Origin of the sequence: Sphingomonas trueperi (assembly GCF_040545965.1) — a bacterium.
Classification (GTDB): domain Bacteria; phylum Pseudomonadota; class Alphaproteobacteria; order Sphingomonadales; family Sphingomonadaceae; genus Sphingomonas; species Sphingomonas trueperi_C.
On sequence record NZ_JBEPMV010000002.1, the window covers coordinates 158,885 to 179,917 of the forward strand.

Sequence of the window (21,033 nt, forward strand, 5' to 3'; positions counted from 1 at the left end):
GGCGCGCCTTCGACAAGGTGTGTTTCCTCACTTCGTGGGTGAAGATGGCGATAGGCATTCAGATAGTTTCGCAGGAGCTGCACGATGCCCGCGGATGAGGCGCGTCATCCGACGCAACTGAACGCAGCCCTCGGGTTGTGCCGGTCGCACTTCATCGGTGCAGCCTGTTTCAGCGCGCTGGTCAACTTGCTGTACATCGCGCCTACCGTCTACATGCTGCAGGTATATGATCGTGTGGTGCCTACGCACGGTCTGGCGACATTGGCCGTGCTGACCGTCGCGCTGCTCTTTGCGCTGGTTACGCTGGCCGTGCTTGACCGCATTCGCGTGCGTCTGCTCGTTCGTGCCGGGCTGCGGATCGACGCAGCGCTTGCACCGGCTATTCTCGATGCCACTCTCGCGCGTTCGCAGCCGATTGCGGCGCGACAGGCTATGCGAGATTTCGACGCCGCGCGGCAAACCTTCACGGGCGCAGGCGCGCTAGCGCTCTTCGACGCGCCATGGATGCCGGTATATCTCCTGATCTGTACGCTGCTGCACCCCTGGATCGGGGCGCTCGCTCTGGTGGGCGTGATGGCGCTTTCGATGACCGCCTGGTGTTCCGAACGCGTCACGAGAGCCTCGGTGAGCCGGGCGCAGTTGCTTTCCGCGGCCATCTATGCGGGCCAGGATGCCATTCTGGCGCGATCGGACATCGTTCGCGCGCTGGGCATGCGGACGGCGATGGTGCGGCGCCAAATGCGGCAGCGCGAGGCGTTGCTCCACCAACAGGTCGCGGCGGGCTTCGCGTCCGGAAACTATACATCGTTCGGGCGCTTCCTGAGACTCGCGCTGCAATCCTGCGCGCTCGGGCTCGGCGCCTGGCTGGCGGCGGAAGACCAGATATCGGCGGGCGCGATCTTTGCCTCGTCTTTTCTCATCGCGCGGGCGCTCGCCCCTGCCGAACAGTTGATCGCATCGTGGCGGAGCCTACAGCAGGCCCGCAACATCATGCGCCAGCTGAACGCGCTGCTTGGCGCGACGTCGCCGGAAATGCTCCCCACGCGACTTCCGACCCCGCGCGGCGCCCTGCGCTTGGAAGATGTCACTGTCGTACATGAGCGGCGTGAGGTGCCCCTCCTCACTGCTATCCATTGCGACATCGCTGCGGGAGAGGCTATCGGCATTATCGGGCCCAGCGGCGCGGGAAAGTCGACGCTGCTGAGGCTGCTGGCCGGGATCGTCCCGCCGAACCGTGGCATCCTGCGCATCGATGGCGCAGAGGCCAGCCAATGGGACGCGGAACGCCTCGCTCGTCACGTCGGCTATCTGCCCCAAGACCCGCAGCTCTTCGGCGGAACGATCAAGGAGAATATCTGCCGTTTCGCCACCGAACGTCTCAAGGAATCGGGGGGCGCCGATCGGGGCTCGATTGCCGCGGCGCAAGCGGCCGGCATTCACGAGATGATCCTGGGGCTGCCGGGTGGCTATGAGTATGTACTTGATGCGCACGGCGGAGGGCTGTCGGTGGGCCAGGCGCACCGCATCGCGCTCGCCCGCGCACTCTACGGCGATCCCGTGCTGCTCCTCCTTGACGAGCCGAACGCGCATCTCGATGGGTCGGGCGACGTGCGCCTGCTAGAGGTGTTGCAGCAGGCGAAGGCGCGGGGGTGCACGATCGTTCTCGCTTCGCACAAGCGTACGATTCTGCCGGTCCTCGATCGCTTGATCGTGCTCAACAGCGGCCGCATCCAGCACATTGGCCCACGCGACGCGATCCTTGCTGCACTTGACGGCGGCACTGCCCGAACGGTGGCGCACGCGTGAAACATGCTGGACCAGCCGCGTTCGAGCAGGCCCCTTCGTTGGGCGCCAACCCGGGCGGTTCCGCGCGCGACATACGGTTGGGGGCAATTACTGCGCTCTTATTCTTCGGGTTGTTTCTTGGCTGGGCGGCGCTGACCCGGCTGGATGCTGCGGCCTACGCGCCCGGCGAAATTGTGGTCGCCGGGGAACGACAGGCCGTGCAACAACGCGAGGGCGGCGTGATTGAGCAGCTGCTGGTCGCCGAGGGACAGCATGTTCAGCATGGGCAGCTTCTGATCCGCTTATCTGCGGAATCGCTACGCGCGCAGGAACGCGGGCTTGTCGGTCAACAGGTCCAGCTACTGGCCCAGCGCGCGCGGCAGCAGGCCCAGCTGCTCGGGCAGAGCAGCTTCGCGCCGCCGGGTGAATTTGCAGGGCTGACCGGCAATGCCCTGCGCGAGGCACAGCAGGCGATGGCGCAACAACACGCCATGCTGGCTGCGCTGACGAGCGAGTTGGCGGCGCGCAAGGCAGAGTTGGCACAAAGATCCAGTCAGTCGCGGCACCAGGCACAGGGGTTGCGCTACCAACGCGCCTCCACTGAGAAACAGATTGGCCTGCTGACGGCCGAGCTTTCAGCGCTCGCACCGGTGGCGCGAAAGGGCTGGGTCTCGCAGACACGGCTTCGCGAGCTGGAACGGTCGCATGCGCAACTGGCAGGCCAGCACGACCAGCTGGACCAGGGTGCCTTGCAGGCGGATGGCGCGGTACGGGAGAGCGAGTTGGCGAGCGCCGAAGCGACAAGTGCCTATCGCTCTCGCGCGCAAGCCGATTTGTACCAGACTCAGATGGCGCTGAACGATCTCGCGCCGCGTCTGGCTGCCGTACGCGAACAGCTGGCCCATGCGGAGATCCGTGCGCCAGTCACGGGTACGGTCATCGGTCTGGCCGTGTTCACCGAGGGCGGAGTCATCACGCCGGGGCAGACGCTAATGGAGATCGTTCCCGATCATCGATCATTACTCCTGCGCGTTCGAGTTTCTCCAGACGACGCGGCCGACGTGAAGGTTGGTCAGCGAACGATCATCCGGCTTGGCGCGCTGCGCGACCGAAGCTCTCCAGACCTCACCGGCACCCTGACGCGCATCTCGGCAGATCGACTGGTGGAACCGCGCACGGGCATCCCCTTTTTCTCGGCAGACGTTGTCATCGATCCGTCTGCGCTAGGTCGCGGCGACTTAGGTGCTACCACCTACGTGGCGAAACCCGGCACACCCGCACAGGCATTGATCCAGCTGCGGCAGCGGACGCCGTTGCAATATGCGTTGGCTCCGCTGCTCAGCCCCTTCTGGCGATCGTTGCGGGAGCGTTGAGGATTTTAGGTTTTACCGCTGACCGCCGCGTCGCGCTCGGATGAAGACAGTCTGACAGATCACGGCTTATTGTCAGATGCGCTTCGATGGCCGAGCGGGAAAGTGCTGGTCCTCGGCTCTTGGAACAAGCTGCTGCTGGAGTCGTCGCCGACGAACGTCGCATTCTTGTCGGCGTCGGCATGGGCAAGTCGAGCGTGTACTCTCCAGCCTTCGTCTCCTCGCCCGCGCACCCGCAGCCAAGCTTTACAAGAACGCTACGGCGATGTTCCGGCTGAACCCGCCTCTCGCGGCGCCCAATCGACCGAGCAGGCCGCTATTACCTTCACCGAGGTACCGTTGGCCTTCAGCAACGCGGCATCCATGCCGTTGATCAACGCAAACCGATAGCGGCCCGGCTCCAGGAACAAAGCTTCCGGTTTGGTCGCGCCGGGCCGCAGACCGTCGAGATCGTCCGTATCAACGGCGAACCGGTTCTGTGTGCGAGCCTTGGCCCAGGAGATCGCCTGCGAGGGGATGAGGAGGTCGCCCGCCTCCACGGCATCCGCATCGTAGGGAGCGTATATCCCCAGCAGCCCACGTTCTGGAGTCACCACCGCAATCACGTGCCGGCGCGCGGATGCGTCTGCGGGCAGCGTCAATGTGAAGGCGCGAGAAGCGGGATCCGTCCCCCGTAGCGTTGCGGGCGAACAGTCCATGCCGCCGATGCCGGCGACGCCCGTCGGAAAGGGCATCTTCTTCGCCCCCGCCACGGCCTTGTCCAGATCAGAGTTGTAGCGCGTGGCCGCGTTCGTGCTCTGGCGCGCGGCAGGATGGGTTTCCGCGGCGGCCTGCATCTGCGTCTGCGGCGCGTCTCTCGCAGGCGCAGCGGGTGCGCTGCCTGCCCGATCACCTCCGCCGGCGAGCAGCAGCGCCATCGGCGCGGAGGCCAGCAGCAGAACGCTAGCGAAGCTGGACGTGGAGATGGTCATCCTCGATCCCTATCGACTGAACCAAGGAATCGTCACGTATTGCTGCCACGACGGCCTGGCGGCTCGCCGCAGGTGGAAGGCGAATATCAAGCGCGCGATCCGATATGTGGCGGGAGACCAGCGCGCCCCGATCGACCTGCCGCTGGAGCACATTGGCCATGCGATCGACGATGGCCGCCCGTCCCAGGCGGGCACGCTTGCCGGAAAGATAGGCGTCTCGAACCTCGTTGAAGGCCGCCTGATTGGCGGAGCGAGGCGCGCTGTTGTCCGCGAAATTGCCGTACATCGCCGCCGCTTGGCGATCGGGGCTACGCCTGCCACTGGTCACGTCAATCGCGTAGCCGGTCGTCGACCGGATCGAGTCGTGCAGCGCATTGGCGCTGCGCGTCGCCGCCGGCGTAAGGTCGATCCCGGGGCTGCTGGCGAACCGCGGGGGGCCGTCACCGGCCACGGTGCGCGGCGTTACGGACGTGGCCGGCCCGGCGGTCGAGATCGCCGCGTCCATGTCCTGCATCCTGCGGGACTGGTCGGCGCGGAGCGTCCGTTGCACCTCGGCTTCGGTCGGTTCGCGGCCGAGCGTCTGTCGCGCGATGTTGACGAAGCCTGATCCCGCGCGACCGCCGCCTGGCAGCGAAAAGCGTTCGCCGGTCGTGCGGTCGATATAGGCGTGGATGCGAAGATCGGTGACGCTCTGACGCGTAACCCCCGTCTCGCGCAGCGTGCTGATCTGATAGAAAAAGCGGGCGGCGGCGGTCGGCGACTGATTGTACAGATCGAGATAACCGGTCGCGAGCGTCGCATTGTTCGGGTCCAGCCCGGCGGCACGCGCGGCGTGTGCTTCTGCCAGACCGGTGTCGGGCCAAACCCCGAAAGCGAGGGTCTTTCGTTTCCCGTAATGCCGGTAGTTCATGCGCCAACAGCGTCCGCCGGATGGCGTCACGAGCAGGTAGAGCATTCTGCCAGCTTGATAAGGGACCGATACCACCAAAAAAGCGCAGAAATCAGCCAGTTACGGCATGTTCTGGTATGCCCTGGAGAGGCAATTTGGTGACCCCTACGGGAATCGAACCCGTGTTTCAGCCGTGAAAGGGCCGCGTCCTAACCGCTAGACGAAGGGGCCAACTGCTTGGCGTGGAGCGGCCGAATAGGGGGCGATTCCGCAGCCGTCAAGCACTCAATCTGCCCATGCAGCATCTTCTATGTGCAATTCTGCTGCGGGGCGGCTTCCCCAGGTGTCGATCTTCGCCCGACCGGCGAGCCACAGCCGGCGATGGGAGGGTGCGGAGAGCAATGCTTGGCCCAGTTCCGACTCGGCTTGGCGGAAGGCGACTGCCTTCAGGCTCTGTCCGTCCGCGCCCGCGACGATCGCGCGGACGTGCCCCCCGGTGCCGACCACATCAGCCTTGATCACGCGCACCGGCCCTGCGGCGATTCGGGGCGCGGGCCATCCCATCCCATAGGGGCCGCCGGCTTCCATTGCCTCCACCAGCATCGGGTTTACGCCCGCCGGGCTCAGCACTGCGTCGAGCAGCAAGGCGCGTTCGCCGCGTGCGGCGGCGATTCGCTCGGCGAGGCGCTGTTCAAGAAACGCGGCGAGCGCTTCCACGCCTTCGGCCGCCACGGTTACCCCGCAGGCCATTGCATGACCGCCGCCGGCGATCAGCAACCCGGCGTCCTTTGCCGCCAGCACCGCCGCGCCCAGGTCCACGCCCGGGATCGAGCGGCCCGAGCCCTTGCCGATCCCGTCCTCGCCGATCGCGATCACCAGCGCCGGCCTGCCGAACTTCTCCTTCAGCCGCCCCGCGACGATGCCGATCACGCCCGGATGCCAGCCTTCACCGGAGACGAGTGCGACCATGCGGTCTCCGCCGACGAGGCACAGCGATTCGGCCGCGGCCTGGACCTCGGCCTCGATCGCGCGGCGCTCCTCGTTGAGCAGGTCGAGCTCGGCGGCGATGGCGCGTGCCTCTACGGGATCGCGCGTGGTGAGCAGGCGGACACCGAGATCCGACTTGCCGACGCGGCCACCGGCGTTGATCCGCGGCCCCAGCGCAAAGCCCAGGTCGGTGCAGGTCGGCGCGCGGGTGAGCCGCGAGGCTTCGATCAGCGCGGCGAGGCCGATATTGCGGCGCCGCGCCATCACCTTGAGGCCTTGCGCCACGAAGGCGCGGTTGAGCCCCTTGAGCTGCGCAACGTCGGCCACGGTGCCCAGTGCCACGATATCGAGCAGATCGAGCAACCGTGGTTCGGGTCGGCTGGCGAAAAAGCCGCGCGCGCGCAGGGTCCGCACCAGCGCGGCGCCGAGCAGGAAGGCGACGCCGACTGCGGCGAGATGGCCGTGTTCGGCGCCCTCGGCCTCGTCGAGCCGGTTGGGGTTCACCAGCGCGTGCGCGACCGGCAGTTCGGTCGCGCATTTGTGATGGTCGACGACGATCACGTCGGCCCGGGCGTCGCGCGCCATCGCCAGCGCCTCGAACGCCTGTGCGCCGCAATCGACGGTGACGATCAGCCGGTGCCCCTGCTGCTTCAGGCGGACCAAAGCCTCGCCCGAGGGGCCATAGCCCTCCATCAGCCGATCGGGGATATAGGGGGTAGCTTCCAGGCCGAGTTCGCGCAGCAGCAGGATCAGCAGCGCGGCGGAGGTGGCGCCATCGACGTCATAGTCACCGAAGATCGCGACTTGCTCGCGCGCTTCCACTGCGTCGGCAAGGCGCTCGGCAGCGCGGTCCATGTCGCGGAAGATCGAGGGGTCCGGCATGAAGGCTCGGATGCTCGGGGTGCGGTGGCGCTCCAGATCGGCGCGATCGACACCGCGGGTGAGCAGCAACTGGGTGACGAGGTCGTCGGGAGCAAAATTGGGGTCGCGCGCATCGGCGGCGAGGCCGCGCCAGCGCCAGGGCTGACCAAGGATCGAATGGTGAACATTGAGGGCAGGGGACATGCCCCCGATGTGGCTGGGGGGTGGCCGATTGTCGAGGGGCATGCGCCGAAACCCCGCCCGGCACGCCGGGCGGGGCCGGGTTGCTCAGGCCGCCTCGAGCATGAGCGCGAGGTCGGTCGCCGCATCGCCGGTCGGGCGGATGTCGAACTTGTCGACCAGGATGCCGAGTACCTCGGGCGTGAGGAACTGCGGCAGGGTGGGGCCCAGATGGATCCGGCGCAGGCCTAGATGCAGCATCGTCAGCAGCACCGCGGTGGCCTTCTGCTCGAACCAGCTGATCGCATAATGAAGCGGCAGGTCGTTGACGCCGACGTTCAGCGCCTCGGCGACGGCGGTGGCGATGCGGATCGCCGAATAGGCATCGTTGCACTGGCCGATGTCGAGCAGCCGCGGGACACCGTTGATCGTGCCGAGATCCTCGCGGTTGAAGCGGAACTTGCCGCAGCCCAGGGTGAGGACCAAGCTATCCCTGGGCGTCGCCATGGCGAGGTCGTGGAAATAGTTGCGCCCCGGTCGCGCGCCGTCGCAGCCGCCGATCAGGAACAGGTTCTTCACTTCGCCCTTGCCGATCATGCCGAGCAGCGTGTCGGCGACCCCCATCACCGTGTTGCGGCCGAAGCCGATGGTGATCGTCTGCTCGGGCGCGTCCTCAGCAAAGCCGGGCTGGGCGAGGGCACAGGCGATCGCGGGCGCGAAGTCATGGTCCACCAGATGCGGCAAGCCGTTCCAGCCGACCGGACCGGCGGTGAAGATGCGGCCGCCATAGCCCTTGAGGTTGGGGTTGATCAGGCAGTTGGAGGTCATCACGATCGCGCCGGGGAAGGCGTCGAAATCCTTCTGCTGGTCCTGCCAGGCGCCGCCGTAGTTGCCGGCGAGATGTGCGTACTTCTTCAAGCCGGGATAGGCGTTTGCGGGGAGAAGCTCGCCATGGGTGTAAACCTGGATGTCGGTGCCTTGGGTCTGTTGGAGTATGGCATCCAGATCGCCCATGTCGTGGCCGGAGACGAGCAGGCACTTGCCGGCCTTGGACGTCATCCGCACCACCGTTGGCTCCGGGTGGCCGAAGCGGCCGGTGTTGGCCGCGTCGAGCAGTTCCATGACCTTGAGGTTCAGCGCACCGATCGCCAGCGCGTTGCCGAGCAGCGCGTCTACATCTGTCGGGTCGGTCGCGAGGAAGGCGGCGATGAGGTGGAACTCTGCGCTGATCGCGTCCTCCTCGAAGCCGAGCACGCGGGCATGCTCGCCATAGGCGGCGGTGCCCTTCAGGCCGTACAGGATCAGATTGCGCAGGCCGACGATGCTGGGCCCGTCGCGGTCCAGGAAGCGCTGGATCGCGGCGACAGGGGCCGCGGCGGCGAGTTCGGACGGCGTGGTGCCGGGGCTCCACAGTGCGGGCTCGGGGAGCGAGCAGAGATCGGCGCCTGCGGTCTCGGCAAGCAGCCGCGCCCGCTCGCGCATCGAAAGCGCACGGGCGATCAGCGGCACGAAGCGCGCGTCGTCGAAATTGACGTTGGTCAGCGTGGTGAACCAGGCGTGCGGCGTGAACGCATCGACCTCGGCGTCGCGCGCGCCCTTGGCGGCAGCGCGATCGGCATAGACCGACACGCCCTGCATCACCCGGAGCAGCACGTCCTGCAGTTCCGCCACCTGCGCGGTCTTGCCGCAGGAGCCCATCTTGGCGGCACAACCACCCTTGTTCGATTGTTCGCACTGGACGCAGTACATCGCCGGTCTCCGATAAAGCTGAATATCGAATTCCAGTTATTCGGCGGCCGACGTCGTCACTTTGATACTTGTCAAACATACGTAGTCTTCCGCATGCATCTGCAGAGCTCGCCAGCTAAGAAGATGTTGCATGCAGTTGACCCGCCACAGTGATTACGCGCTGCGTCTGCTGATCCATTTGGGCAGCAGCGGGGAGGGGCGCGTCTCGATCGCGTCGGTGGCGGAGGCGCAGGACATTTCCGCCACGCATCTGCTGAAGATCGCCAACGGCCTCACCCATGCCGGCTATATCGAGGCGGTGCGTGGTCGTGGCGGCGGGATCCGGCTGGCGCGCGACCCGGCAGAGATCAACATCGGCGCGGTGCTCGACGTGACCGAGCCGCGCTGTGCCATGGTCGACTGTACCGGCTGCCGGCTGGTCCGCGGCTGCAACCTGCCGGGCGTGCTCGCCGAGGCCCGGCGCGCGTTCATGGACGTGCTGCGGCGCTACACGCTGGCGGACGTGCTGCGCGGGCGCTCGGACCAGCTCTGGCCGCTGCACGCCGCCTGAGGCTCAGTCGGCGTCGACCACGCCCGAACGATAGGTTTGGATCGGGGCCTTTATCCAGGCCTGCTCGCGAAACCATTTGGTGATGATGTATTTGGTGCCCTCGACCACGCGCATGCCTTCGTGCAGCGTGTCGTAATTGGGGCTGCCATCGGGAAGCATGTTGTTCCAGATCACCAGCAGGCCCCGCTTGGGCTTGAAGCGGATGCCGGCGCGCGGGAACCAGGTGGCGCCGCCTTCCTCGACGGTGTTGAGATAGGCCATCGCGGTCCAGGTACGCTGGCCGCCGGTCTCGACCATCTTGTCCCAATAGCCGCTGTCTTCGTGGAAATAGTCGCAATGCGCGCGGAACTGCTGGTTGGGCGCATAGCGCTGGCCCTGCATCGTCTCGGCATTCTCGACCGGGATACCGAGCAGATCGGCGATGCGGTTATCGATCGCCAGCACGTCGGGCGACCAGCGATACAGGTCCGAACTGTGGCTGGTGCGATAGTCGGGGTCGTCGGTGGCGGCGAGCAGCGTCGAGGGGCGGGCATTGCTGTCGATCAGCGCCATCAGCATGTCGCACTCGGCGTCGCTGAAGAAATCGGGATAGGTATAGACCTGCGCCAGCTCGACCTTGGCGCGGCGCACGTTTGGGTTGGCGTCCAGCCGTGCTGCGACCTCGCGGCCGATCTTTGCCCGTTCGGGGGAGGGCGAGCCCTTGCTGTTGGGGTTGGTCTTGCTCACGGCGAGACTCTTTGCCGCGGACATCGGAGATTGCAAGCGGAAGGGGCCGGCATCGCTGCCGACCGCCGTCTCGCTTACCAGAAGATGCCGTAGATCACGTCGACCACCTGGCCGCTGTCGACGTCCACGAGCAGCGCGTCGTCATAATAGCGGACCCAGCGATACGGCCCCCAGACTTCCGGCAGGCGATAGGAATAGGGATCGCTGATCCAATATTGCTGCGCGAACAGGAAGCTGTCGAGCCGGTAACCTACAGAGAATCGGCGGTATCCATAGCTCCACCGCGCCGGCGGATAATAGCGCGGCAGGCGATAGAGGCTGCGGTTATAGTCGCGATAAGCGCGCCAGTCGTAGCGATTGTCGTTGCGCCAGCCATTGTTCCAGATCCCGCCGTTGCCGCGCCAGCGATCGGCGCGATCCCAGTCGCGACGATCGTTCCAGCCGCGATAGCCGTCGCGGCGGCCCCAGTCGCGGGTTCCGTTCCACTGCGCGCGGCCGCGATCGTCCCAGCGGCGATCCTGCCAGGCCTGCGGGCTGCGGACGTCGCCGCGGTTCTGCCAGTCGGGACGCTGCCCACCGCGCCAGTCGCGCTGCGGCTGGACGGGGCTTTGCGTTCCCTGCGGCTGCTGGAAGGCCGGGCGCGGCTGGCCTTCGGGCCGGCGCCAGTCGCCGCGATCCCTCGCCTGGGGCGCGCCCTGTGGCCGCTGCCAGTTGCCGCCGTTCTGCGGCTGACCCTGGGGGCGCTGCCAATTGCCACGATCCTGCGGCTGGGGCTGTGCCTGGGGCTGACCTTGCGGGCGCTGCCAGCCCTGGCCACCCTGGCCGCCCTGCGGACGGAAGTTGTCGGGGCGCATCCAGCCGCCATTGCCGCGATGCTCGCCGCGCTCCTGCGCGATGGCAGCGGCGGGAACCAGCGCAGTCGCGGCTGCGATCGCCGCCAACAGCATCCTCTTCATCGAACCATTCTCCGGTGGCAGCGGCGAAGTCGCCGTGCCGATGCTGCCTGAATACGCGCCCGACACTGAGCGGGTTCTGAATTGGACTGACAGCAGATTGAAAGCATTCAGGCGTCGTCGGCCGGGTCGCCGCGGGCAATGCGCGCGGCGTCCTGGATCGCCGCGACCAGCCGCGGATAGATGCCGCAGCGACAGATATTGGGAATGCCCTGGCGGATGTCTTCCTCCGACGGGTTGCGATTGGTACGGATCAGCACCGATGCCGCCATCACCATGCCGGGGATGCAATAGCCGCACTGGACGAGATTGGCGGCGAGGAAGGCCTGCTGCACCGGATGGCTGCGATCGGGCGATAGCCCCTCGATCGTCGTGACGAAGGTGCCTTCGATCGCGCCGATCGTCTCGCGGCAGGCGAGCCGCGCGGCGCCGTCGATATCCACGGTGCAGGCGCCGCAATCGCCGGTGCCGCAGCCATATTTGGTGCCGGTGAGGTTGGAGGCGTCGCGCAAGGCCCAGAGCAAGGGCGTCTGCGGATCCATGTCGTACTGGACCGGCTGGTTGTTGACGGTGAACCGAGTCATGGCGGCGACCCTAGCGGGAAACCACCGGTTTCCGAAACCGGCATTGTCGAGGGCCAGGCCGTGGGCGACATTGCCGGCATGACCTTACCCGCACTCTTCATCCCCCATGGCGGCGGCCCCTGCTTCTTCATGGACCCCGCCGGCGGTCCGCCCGATCCGATGTGGCGCCCGATGCAAGCCTATCTCGCGGGGCTGATCGCCAGCCTACCCGAGCGGCCGCAGGCGATCCTGCTCGTCTCCGGGCATTGGGAAGAGCGCGACGTCACCGTGCATGTCGGCGACAGCCAGCCGCTGCTGTTCGACTATTACGGCTTTCCCGAGCACACCTACCGCCTGCGCTGGGATGCCCCCGGCGCGCCGGAGGTGGCGCTGCGGGCCAAGGCGCTGCTCGAAGGTGCCGGCTTCCCCGCCTGGGTCGAGCGCGAGCGCGGCTGGGATCACGGCGTGTTCATTCCGATGAAGGTCGCGGTACCGGATGCCGACATCCCGCTCGTGCAATTGTCGCTGCGTTCGGACCTCGATCCGGCCGCGCATGTCGCGATCGGTAAGGCACTGGCGCCACTGCGCGACGAAGGCGTGCTGATCGTCGGCTCGGGCATGAGCTTCCATAATCTGCGCGTCCGCGGGACCCAGGCGACGCCTTATGCCGATGCCTGGGACGCCGCGCTGGTAAAGGCCGCGACCGATCCCGACCCCGCGCGCCGCGAAGCGCGGATCGTGGCGTGGCGCGACCTGCCCTATGCCGAATTCGCCCATCCGCGCGAGGAGCATCTCCTGCCGCTGATGGTCGCGCTCGGCGCGGGCGGTGAGGGGGCTGCCGTCTGCGACTATCGCGATCATGTGCTCGGCTGGGCAGTAAGCGGCTTCCGCTTCGGCTAATCTCGCCAGCTGCGGTCGATCCGGTCGACCAGCCGCACCATCGCCGCGAAGTCCGCAGCGCCCGGGCCGCCGGGCACCTGCGCCATATGGACGTCGCGCTGGTGGACGGCGACGACCTCGGGCGCGATCTCGATCGGCTGGCCCATGCTCATCGTCGCGACCTGGATCTCGCAGGCGCGCTGCAGCGCCCAGTGCTTGACGAACGCCTCGGGCAGCGTGCGGCCCATGGCGAGGATGCCGTGGTTGCGCAGCAGCATCACGCGCTTGTCGCCGAGATGGGCGAGCAGTCGTTCGCCTTCCTCGTCGCGCACGGTGACGCCTTCGAAATCATGGTAGGCGATCTGGCCGATGAAGTTGCACGCGTAGAAATTGGTCGGCCGCAGCCCGCCCTCCAGCGACGCGACCGCCATGCCGGCGGTGGTGTGGCTGTGCATGATGCAATGCGCGTCGGGCAGGTGCCGGTGGAAGAGGGAATGCTGCACGAAGCCGGCGCGGTTCACCGGATAGGGCGAATCGTCGAGCTTGTTGCCGTCGATGTCGATCTTGACGAGGTTGGAGGCCTTCACCTCGCTGAAATGCAGCCCGAACGGGTTAATCAGGAAGGCGCCTTCCTGGTCCGGCAGCTTCACCGTGATATGGTTGTAGATCATCTCGGACCAGCCGAGCATGTCGAACACGCGGTAGCAGGCGGCGAGCTGCTGGCGCGCCTCCCACTCGGCGTCGCTGACCTGGGACGTGGGGGCGAGCGCGGTTGCCATGGCACCTCTCCAAATTTCTGTTTTCGAGCTTCGGGTATGCCATGAAGCGGGCGATACCCGCAAGCGTCAGCGGAAGCCGTAGGGCACCGCGCGGCGGCGATCGGGATCGATCTCGATCACCGAGCCGGCGGGTGGAAAGGCGCGCTGGTCGCAGTCGAGGCGAGGGCAGATGCGGCACGAGGCGCCGATCGGCGTCGCGGCGCCGCCGGTGCGGAGCGCATCGGCATAGACGAAGTCCGCCGCATGCGCCTCCTCGCAGCCCAGCGCGACGGCATAGCGGCGCGGCGGTCGGGTGAAGCTGCCCGAGGGCTTCACCAGCCCCTTGGCCATCGAGACATAGCGGGTGCCGTCGGGCATCTCGGCGAGCTGGACCAGGATGCGGTCCGGGATCGCCACCGCCTCGTGCACGATCCAGAGCGGGCAGGCGCCGCCCAGCGCGGCAAATTGCAGCCGGGTGGCCGAATGCCGCTTGGTGATGTTGCCCGCCATGTCGACGCGGCAGAAGAATACCGGCAGCCCCTGCGCCCCCGGCCGCTGCAGCGTCGAGAGCCGGTGGCACGCCTGCTCGAAGCTCACCCCGAAGCGCTGGCGGAGGCGATCGATGTCGTGGCGGACTTCATAGGCGGCGGCGCGGAAGCGGCCATAGGGCATCAGCAGCGCCCCCGCGGCATAGTTGGCGAGGCCGACGCTGAGCAACTCGCGCGCGGCGGGTGAAGCGAGGCCCGCGCGATCGATCACCAGCCGCATCTCGTTGGCGAACTCGTAGCGGACCAGCCGGTGGGCGAGCAGGAAGGCGCGGCTTTCCGGGGGCAGGGCATGGTTGAGCGCCAGCGTCCGCGCGCCCTCGTCGAAGCGGCTAAGCTCGCTGCCGTCGCCCTGCGCGCCGATCACGCGGACCCCGTGCCACAGCCGCAGCCGGTCCTCGAAGGCACGGACGACATTGTCGTCGTCGAGCGCGAGCGCATCGGCGAGCAGTTCCGCCGAGCGGTCGATCGCGTCGATGTAATTGCCCTCGGCCTGGAACCAGTCGCGCACTTCCTCCCAGGGCAGCGGGGCGGCGTCGCCCGAGCCGGTATCGAAGCGATCGTCGAGCACGCGCAGCTGCTCCTGGCTGCGGCGATAGGCGTCGTGCAGCGCCACCATCCGGCGCGCGAGCAGCGGCTGTTGCTCGATGCCGCGGCGGAGATCGGCTTCGTCGATCCGGTCGGCGGGCACGCTGCTGTCGGTCGCGGCGTCGATTGCGCGGAGCAGCGCGGCGGTGCCGCCCTCGCCGTTGATCTCTGCCGCCTCGACTGGGAACTCGCGGGCGAGCGCCAGCAATACGCCGTCGGTAATCGGCCGATCATTGTTTTCGATCTGCGAGAGATAAGAAACCGAGATGCCCAGCCGCTGCGCCATCCCGGCCTGAGGAATATTCAGGCGGCGGCGCAGCTCGCGCAGGCGGAATCCTTCGAACAGGCGACGGCGGGGCAGGGGCGGGAGCTGGCTGGTCATGGGTTCGCATAGTCTGCAAACTCGTGCCCCGCAACTTTGCAACATTGCATTTGCAAAGCCGGCATGGCCCGGTGCACAAGCCGCGTCCACGGAGAGAATGCCGATGTCGTCGACGATCGAGGAACTGGAACGCCGTCGTGCCGCTGCCCGTCTGGGCGGCGGCCAGAAGCGGATCGACGCACAGCATGCCAAGGGAAAGCTGACCGCGCGCGAGCGGCTCGAAGTGCTGCTCGATCAGGGCAGCTTCGAGGAGCTCGACATGTATGTCGAGCACAATTGCACCGATTTCGGGATGCAGGACCAGGTGATCCCCGGCGACGGCGTGGTCACCGGTTCGGGCACGATCAACGGCCGCCTCGTCTTCGTGTTCAGCCAGGATTTCACCGTGTTCGGCGGCTCGCTCTCGGAGCGGCACGCGCAGAAGATCTGCAAGATCATGGACATGGCGATGAAGGTCGGCGCGCCCGTGATCGGCCTCAACGACAGCGGCGGCGCGCGCATCCAGGAGGGCGTCGCGTCGCTCGGCGGCTATGCCGAGGTGTTCCAGCGCAACGTGCTGGCCTCGGGCGTGGTGCCCCAGCTCAGCCTGATTCTGGGGCCCTGCGCCGGCGGCGCGGTCTATAGCCCCGCAATGACGGACTTCATCTTCATGGTGAAGGATTCGTCCTACATGTTCGTCACCGGCCCGGATGTAGTGAAGACCGTTACCAACGAGATCGTCACGCAGGAGGAACTGGGTGGAGCGGTGACGCATACCACGAAGTCGGGGGTCGCTGACGTGGCCTTCGAGAACGACATCGAGGTGCTGCTCGCGGCCCGCGACTTCGTGGACTTCCTGCCGGCCTCGAACCGCGAGGCGCCGCCCGAGCGGCCCTGCGATGATCCCTGGGATCGGATCGACGAGAGTCTCGACACGATCATCCCGCCCAACGCCAACCAGCCCTACGACATGCACGAGCTGATCCGGAAAACGCTCGACGAGGGCGAGTTCTTCGAGCTGCAGCCGAGCCATGCCGGCAACATCCTGATCGGCTTCGGCCGGATCGAGGGGCGCACGGTGGGCGTGGTGGCGAACCAGCCGATGGTGCTGGCCGGCTGCCTCGATATCAATGCCTCCAAGAAGGCGGCGCGGTTCGTGCGCTTCTGCGACGCGTTCGAGATCCCGATCGTCACCTTCGTCGACGTGCCGGGTTTTCTGCCGGGCGTCGGCCAAGAGCATTCCGGGATCATCAAGCACGGCGCCAAGCTGCTGTTCGCCTATGCCGAGGCGACGGTGCCCAAGATCACGGTGATCACGCGCAAGGCCTATGGCGGCGCCTATGACGTCATGGCGTCGAAGCATCTGCGCGGCGACCTCAACTATGCCTGGCCGACCGCCGAGATCGCGGTGATGGGCGCCAAGGGCGCGGTGGAGATCATCTTCCGGGGCAGGACGCCCGAGGAAATCGCCGAGCGCACCGCCGAATATGAAGCGCGCTTCGCCAACCCGTTCGTGGCGGCGAGCAAGGGGTTCGTCGACGAGGTGATCATGCCGCACTCGACACGCCGCCGGATCGCGCTGGGGCTTCGCAAGCTGCGGAACAAGCAGCTCGAGAACCCGTGGAAGAAGCACGACAACATCCCGCTGTGATGCGGCACTGATCGAGGACTGCGATGAAACTCGGCCGTCTCAACCATGTCGGCGTTGCGACGCCGTCGATCGAAGCCTCGATCGCCTTCTACCGCGACGTGCTGGGGGCGGAAGTGATCCGCGAACCGTTCGACCTGCCCGCGCAGGGCGTGAAGGTTTGCTTCGTCGATACGCCGAACAGCCAGATCGAACTGATCGAGCCGCTGGGCGAGGCCTCGCCGATCCACGGCTTCCTCGTCAAGAACCCGGCGGGCGGTCAGCATCACCTCTGCTACGAGGTGCCCGACATCTACGAGGCCAAGGCCTGGTTCGAGGCCAAGGGTTGCAAGGTGCTCGGCGAGCCGCGCATCGGCGCGCACGGCACGCCGATCTTCTTCGTCCATCCCAAGGACATGGGCGGCATCCTGACCGAAATCATGGAAACGCCGCGCGGGGAGCATGCGGCATGACCAAACCCACGCTCGACCAATGGTCCGCCGCCGCTTCCAAGGAAGTGAAGGGCAAGGATCTCACTTGGGAAACGCCGGAAGGTATTCCGGTCAAGCCGCTGTATACGCAAGAGGATGTGGCGGGTGTCGATCCCGGACTGCCCGGCTTTGCCCCTTTCACCCGCGGCGTGCGGGCCTCGATGTATGCCGGCCGCCCCTGGACCATCCGCCAGTATGCAGGCTTCTCCACCGCCGAGGAGTCGAACGCTTTCTACCGCCGCAACCTCGCCGCGGGGCAGAAGGGCCTGTCGGTCGCCTTCGATCTCGCCACGCATCGCGGCTATGACAGCGATCATCCGCGCGTGGTCGGCGACGTCGGCAAGGCAGGCGTAGCGATCGACAGCGTCGAGGACATGAAGATCCTGTTCGACGGCATTCCGCTCGACCAGATGTCGGTCTCGATGACGATGAACGGCGCGGTGATCCCGGTGCTGGCCTTCTTCATCGTCGCGGGCGAGGAGCAGGGGGTTCCGCAGGAGAAGCTGGAAGGGACGATCCAGAACGACATCCTCAAGGAGTTCATGGTTCGGAACACCTATATCTACCCGCCCGAACCGAGCATGCGGATCATTTCAGACATTTTCGCCTATACCAGCGCGAAGATGCCGAAATTCAACAGTATTTCCATCTCCGGCTACCATATGCAGGAAGCCGGCGCGACCCAGGTGCAGGAGCTTGCCTTCACCATCGCCGACGGCATGGAATATGTGAAGTACGGCGTCGCCTCGGGCCTCGATATCGACAAGTTCGCGGGTCGTCTGAGCTTCTTCTTCGCAATCGGTATGAACTTCTTCATGGAAGTAGCGAAGCTGCGGGCCGCGCGGGTGCTGTGGCACCGGGTGATGACGCAGCTCGGCGCGCAGGACGAGCGCTCGAAGATGCTGCGCACCCATTGCCAGACCTCGGGCGTGTCCCTCACCGAGCAGGATCCGTACAACAACGTCATCCGCACCACGATCGAGGCGATGGCGGCGATGCTGGGCGGGACCCAGAGCCTCCACACCAACGCGCTCGACGAAGCGATCGCGCTGCCCACCGATTTTTCCGCCCGCATCGCACGCAACACGCAAATCGTGCTGCAGGAAGAGACGGGGATGACCAAGGTCGTCGATCCGCTGGGCGGCAGCTATTATGTCGAGAGCCTCACCCAGAGCCTGGTCGACAAGGCCTGGGAGATCATCGAGCGGGTCGAGGCTGAGGGCGGCATGGCCAAGGCGGTCGCGGCCGGTTGGCCCAAGGCGATGATCGAGGAAGCCGCCGCTGCGCGCCAGGCGCGGGTGGATCGCGGCGAGGATGTGATCGTCGGCGTCAACAAATACCGGTTGCCGAGCGAGGATTTTCTCGAAACGCTCGAGGTGGACAATGCCGCGGTGCGCGAGGGCCAGATCGCGCGGATCCAGCGGGTGAAGGCGGCGCGCGACGAAGCGGCGTGCCAAGCGGCGCTGAACGCGCTGCGGGACGGTGCGAAGTCCGGTGGCAACCTGCTCGAACTCGCCGTCGTGGCCGCCCGCGCGCGGGCGACGCTGGGCGAGATCAGCGCGGCGATGGAAGACGTGTTCGGCCGCTACGCCACCCAGCCGACGCCAGTGAAGGGCGTCTACGCCGCGCCGTACGCAGAGGACAATCGCTGGGCCGAAGTCGTGCGCGGGGTCGAGGCGGTGAAGCGTCGGTTGGGCCGCAAGCCGCGGCTGCTCGTCGCCAAGATGGGGCAGGACGGGCATGATCGCGGCGCCAACGTCATCGCCTCGGCCTTTTCAGACATGGGGTTCGAGGTGGTCAGCGGCCCGCTGTTCCAAACGCCCGAGGAAACCGTGGTGCTGGCGCTGGAAAGCGATGTCGACGTGGTCGGCGCATCCAGCCTCGCGGCCGGGCACAAAACGCTGATCCCGGAGCTGATCCGCGGCCTGCGCGAAGCGGGGCGGAGCGACATCAAGGTCATCGCCGGCGGCGTGATCCCGCCGCAGGATTACGAGATGCTGCGCGCGGCCGGGGTGCAGGGCATCTATGGCCCGGGCTCGAACGTTGTGGAGTGCGCGGCGGACGTGCTGCGGCTGCTCGGCCACAACATGCCGCCGCTCGAGGCTGCCGCCGAATGAGCCTGGGCTTTTCCGTCGAGGCGCTGCTGTCCCGCGCGCGCGGCGGTGGGGTGCTGCGCATGGGGCTGGTGCGCGTGCCGGAGGCCGAGTGGCTAACGCCGGGGGCGGATTTGGCGGCGCGCGCAGCGGTGTTCGCGACCGAGCCGGATTGCGTACGGGTGCTGCCGGAGGCGGAAAGTGCGGTCGAAGAGGTCGCGGAGATATTCTTGCGGCGCCATCATCAGGATCGTCATCCCGGCGGAAGCCGGGACCCATTCGCTTCAACGCCTGCAGCAAGGGCCGAGCCGGAGGAGGCAATGGATTCCGGCTTTCGCCGGGATGACGGTTTGGAGGGAGCGACGAGGCCTGTTGCCAACGCGCTCCGCACGGCTGCCGCTGGCGTTTGGGAAGACCTCTGCATCCTCACGCCAGACGCTTCCGGGCAATACCGCCTCACCGCTGCCGCGCTGGCGTTTCCCACCGACTGGCATCTTTCCGAAAAGCTGGGCCAGGCGCTCACCCCGATACACGCGCCGATCCATGGCTATGCCGAGCAGCTCGCCGCGGGCGTCGACCATTTCTTCGCGGCGCTCCAGCCGGGCCCGATCTTCGGGCGCACCAACTGGTTCGTCGTGGCGAGCGATGCCTGGCGCTACCTGCCGCAGGACGACCCCCAGGTCCGCTTCGCCCATGTGACGGCGGAGAATGCCGGCGCGACCCTGTTCGTCCGCTGCGAGCGCCAGACGCTGCGCCGCCTGCCCCAAAGCGGGGCAGTGCTGTTCACCATCGGCATCCATGTCGAGCCGCTCGACCGGCTGAGCGACGGTGCCGTCGCGAGCGTCGCCCAGTCCGTCGCGGGGATCGGCAGCGGCGAGCACGAACGCCGCGCGGCGCCCTTTTACGCCGAGGCACTCACCCGCTATGCCGAGCGGCGTAACCGTTCACCGGAGTTAGTTGCTTGACCCTCGAATCCCCCGTGCGCACCGACTGGACCCGCGACGAGATCGCCGCGCTGTTCGACCTGCCGTTCACCGAACTCGTGTTCCGCGCGGCGCAAGTCCACCGCGACAACCATCCGGCGAACCAGGTCCAGCGCTCGACGCTGCTGTCGATCAAGACCGGCGGCTGCCCCGAGGATTGCGGCTATTGCAGCCAGTCGGCGCATGCCGATACCGGCCTCAAGGCCACCAAGCTGATGGATCCGCGCGCGGTGCTGCAGGCGGCGGCGCAGGCCAAGGACCATGGCTCGACCCGCTTCTGCATGGGTGCCGCCTGGCGCAACCCCAAAGACCGCGACATGGGCGCCATCGTCGAGATGGTGAAGGGCGTCCGCGCGATGGGCATGGAAACCTGCATGACGCTGGGCATGCTCACCGACGCGCAGGCCAAGACTCTCGCCGATGCCGGGCTCGATTACTACAACCACAATATCGATACCTCGCCCGAACGCTATGGCGAGGTGATCACCACCCGCAGCTTTGAGGAACGGCTGGAGACGCTGGAGCATGTCCGCGAGGCAGGCATCAATGTGTGCTGCGGCGGCATCGTCGGCATGGGCGAGACGCGCGGGGACCGGGTGGGCTTCATCCACGCCCTGGCGACCCTGCCGGTGCATCCGGGCAGCGTGCCGGTCAACGCGCTGGTGCCGGTGAAGGGCACGGTGCTGGGCGACATGCTCGCCGACACGCCGCTCGCCAAGATCGACGATATCGAATTCGTCCGCACGGTTGCCGTTGCGCGCATCACTATGCCGCGCTCGATGGTTCGCCTGTCGGCGGGCCGCGAGAGCATGAGCGATGCGACCCAGGCGCTGTGCTTCCTGGCGGGCGCCAACTCGATCTTCACCGGCGACAAGCTGCTGACCGCAGGCAATGCCGGCGACGACAAGGACGCCGCGCTGTTCGCCCGCCTCGGCATCACGCCGATGGCGGCGGAGTGCAAGGTGGAGCTGGAGGCGGCAGAGTAACGTGCCGCACGAGCTCGATTGGCTTTGGCGGGCGATAGCCTTCCCCTTCGTCGATTGGGCGACCAGCCCCTCCATGCTTCGGCTCGAACTGCGGCGGCCATGGCTCTACCGCGCCATCGTCTGGCCGCCGCTATTTCT

Annotated in this window: 18 protein-coding genes and 1 tRNA gene; 9 read left to right on the forward strand and 10 right to left on the reverse strand. The window is 66.8% G+C overall.

Going from position 1 to position 21,033, the window contains the following annotated elements; translation table 11 throughout:
- Nucleotides 1-84 precede the first annotated feature (84 nt).
- Entirely contained in the window at nucleotides 85-1,806 is a 1,722-nt protein-coding gene (locus ABIC35_RS04565; protein WP_121077074.1) for a type I secretion system permease/ATPase, read from the forward strand.
- Nucleotides 1,807-1,844: 38 nt separating this feature from the next.
- Nucleotides 1,845-3,158, forward strand: coding sequence for an HlyD family type I secretion periplasmic adaptor subunit (locus ABIC35_RS04570; protein WP_183049385.1), 1,314 nt, complete (start codon nucleotides 1,845-1,847; stop codon nucleotides 3,156-3,158).
- Between the two features lie 254 nt (nucleotides 3,159-3,412).
- Here ABIC35_RS04570 and ABIC35_RS04575 read toward each other — a convergent pair whose 3' ends face one another.
- From ABIC35_RS04575 to hcp, 5 genes are all read right to left on the reverse strand, one after another.
- Nucleotides 3,413-4,126 carry a hypothetical protein gene (locus ABIC35_RS04575; RefSeq protein WP_121077078.1) on the reverse strand — a complete coding sequence of 238 codons (714 nt, stop codon included), beginning with the start codon at nucleotides 4,124-4,126 and terminating at the stop codon, nucleotides 3,413-3,415.
- Nucleotides 4,098-5,111 (reverse strand): Arm DNA-binding domain-containing protein, encoded by a 1,014-nt coding sequence (locus ABIC35_RS04580; RefSeq protein WP_436286774.1) that lies wholly within the window; start codon nucleotides 5,109-5,111, stop codon nucleotides 4,098-4,100. The genes ABIC35_RS04575 and ABIC35_RS04580 overlap by 29 nt, the downstream gene beginning before the upstream one ends.
- Nucleotides 5,112-5,171: 60 nt before the next feature.
- Nucleotides 5,172-5,246, reverse strand: a tRNA-Glu gene (locus ABIC35_RS04585).
- A 54-nt stretch (nucleotides 5,247-5,300) separates the two neighbouring features.
- Complete coding sequence (gene recJ, locus ABIC35_RS04590; RefSeq protein WP_121077079.1) at nucleotides 5,301-7,067, reverse strand: single-stranded-DNA-specific exonuclease RecJ; 1,767 nt, start codon at nucleotides 7,065-7,067, stop codon at nucleotides 5,301-5,303.
- Between the two features lie 84 nt (nucleotides 7,068-7,151).
- Complete coding sequence (gene hcp / locus ABIC35_RS04595; protein ID WP_121077081.1) at nucleotides 7,152-8,792, reverse strand: hydroxylamine reductase; 1,641 nt, start codon at nucleotides 8,790-8,792, stop codon at nucleotides 7,152-7,154.
- Nucleotides 8,793-8,922: 130 nt separating this feature from the next.
- On the opposite strand from hcp, the gene ABIC35_RS04600 reads away from it, so the two are divergent.
- A complete protein-coding gene (locus ABIC35_RS04600; protein ID WP_121077083.1) occupies nucleotides 8,923-9,342 on the forward strand; it encodes an RrF2 family transcriptional regulator in 420 nt (139 codons plus the stop codon).
- Nucleotides 9,343-9,345: 3 nt separating this feature from the next.
- On the opposite strand, the gene ABIC35_RS04605 is transcribed toward ABIC35_RS04600, so the two are convergent.
- The 3 genes from ABIC35_RS04605 to ABIC35_RS04615 form a co-directional block, all read right to left on the reverse strand.
- Nucleotides 9,346-10,068, reverse strand: coding sequence for a 2OG-Fe(II) oxygenase (locus ABIC35_RS04605; RefSeq protein WP_354278322.1), 723 nt, complete (start codon nucleotides 10,066-10,068; stop codon nucleotides 9,346-9,348).
- Nucleotides 10,069-10,142: 74 nt separating this feature from the next.
- On the reverse strand, nucleotides 10,143-11,024 hold the full coding sequence (locus tag ABIC35_RS04610) for an RcnB family protein (RefSeq protein ID WP_121079378.1): 882 nt from the start codon (nucleotides 11,022-11,024) through the stop codon (nucleotides 10,143-10,145).
- 107 nt (nucleotides 11,025-11,131) lie between these two features.
- A complete protein-coding gene (locus tag ABIC35_RS04615; RefSeq protein ID WP_093294958.1) occupies nucleotides 11,132-11,605 on the reverse strand; it encodes a (2Fe-2S)-binding protein in 474 nt (157 codons plus the stop codon).
- A 78-nt stretch (nucleotides 11,606-11,683) separates the two neighbouring features.
- Here ABIC35_RS04615 and ABIC35_RS04620 point away from each other — a divergent pair, with 78 nt between their 5' ends.
- Nucleotides 11,684-12,484: a DODA-type extradiol aromatic ring-opening family dioxygenase gene (locus tag ABIC35_RS04620; RefSeq protein WP_121079380.1), complete on the forward strand. Its 801-nt coding sequence runs from the start codon at nucleotides 11,684-11,686 to the stop codon at nucleotides 12,482-12,484.
- Here the strand turns inward: ABIC35_RS04620 and ABIC35_RS04625 are convergent.
- A complete protein-coding gene (locus tag ABIC35_RS04625; protein ID WP_121077087.1) occupies nucleotides 12,481-13,242 on the reverse strand; it encodes a class II aldolase/adducin family protein in 762 nt (253 codons plus the stop codon). The two genes, ABIC35_RS04620 and ABIC35_RS04625, sit on opposite strands and share 4 nt — an antisense overlap.
- Nucleotides 13,243-13,308: 66 nt before the next feature.
- Nucleotides 13,309-14,736 carry a helix-turn-helix domain-containing protein gene (locus tag ABIC35_RS04630; RefSeq protein WP_121077089.1) on the reverse strand — a complete coding sequence of 476 codons (1,428 nt, stop codon included), beginning with the start codon at nucleotides 14,734-14,736 and terminating at the stop codon, nucleotides 13,309-13,311.
- A gap of 103 nt (nucleotides 14,737-14,839) precedes the next feature.
- Here ABIC35_RS04630 and ABIC35_RS04635 point away from each other — a divergent pair, with 103 nt between their 5' ends.
- Genes ABIC35_RS04635 through bioB form a run of 5 tightly spaced genes read left to right on the forward strand, consistent with a single transcriptional unit; the run spans nucleotide 14,840 to nucleotide 20,895 of the window.
- Nucleotides 14,840-16,366: an acyl-CoA carboxylase subunit beta gene (locus ABIC35_RS04635; protein ID WP_121079382.1), complete on the forward strand. Its 1,527-nt coding sequence runs from the start codon at nucleotides 14,840-14,842 to the stop codon at nucleotides 16,364-16,366.
- Between the two features lie 23 nt (nucleotides 16,367-16,389).
- Nucleotides 16,390-16,815 (forward strand): methylmalonyl-CoA epimerase, encoded by a 426-nt coding sequence (gene mce, locus ABIC35_RS04640; protein ID WP_121077091.1) that lies wholly within the window; start codon nucleotides 16,390-16,392, stop codon nucleotides 16,813-16,815.
- A complete protein-coding gene (gene scpA, locus ABIC35_RS04645) occupies nucleotides 16,812-18,950 on the forward strand; it encodes a methylmalonyl-CoA mutase (RefSeq protein ID WP_121077093.1) in 2,139 nt (712 codons plus the stop codon). The genes mce and scpA overlap by 4 nt, the downstream gene beginning before the upstream one ends.
- The gene (locus ABIC35_RS04650; protein ID WP_121077095.1) at nucleotides 18,947-19,891 is read left to right on the forward strand and encodes a heme-dependent oxidative N-demethylase family protein; all 945 of its coding nucleotides are present in this window, start codon (nucleotides 18,947-18,949) and stop codon (nucleotides 19,889-19,891) included. The genes scpA and ABIC35_RS04650 overlap by 4 nt, the downstream gene beginning before the upstream one ends.
- Nucleotides 19,888-20,895 (forward strand): biotin synthase BioB, encoded by a 1,008-nt coding sequence (bioB, locus tag ABIC35_RS04655; protein WP_121077097.1) that lies wholly within the window; start codon nucleotides 19,888-19,890, stop codon nucleotides 20,893-20,895. Before ABIC35_RS04650 ends, bioB begins: the two co-directional genes overlap by 4 nt.
- The last annotated feature ends 138 nt before the right edge of the window (nucleotides 20,896-21,033 follow it).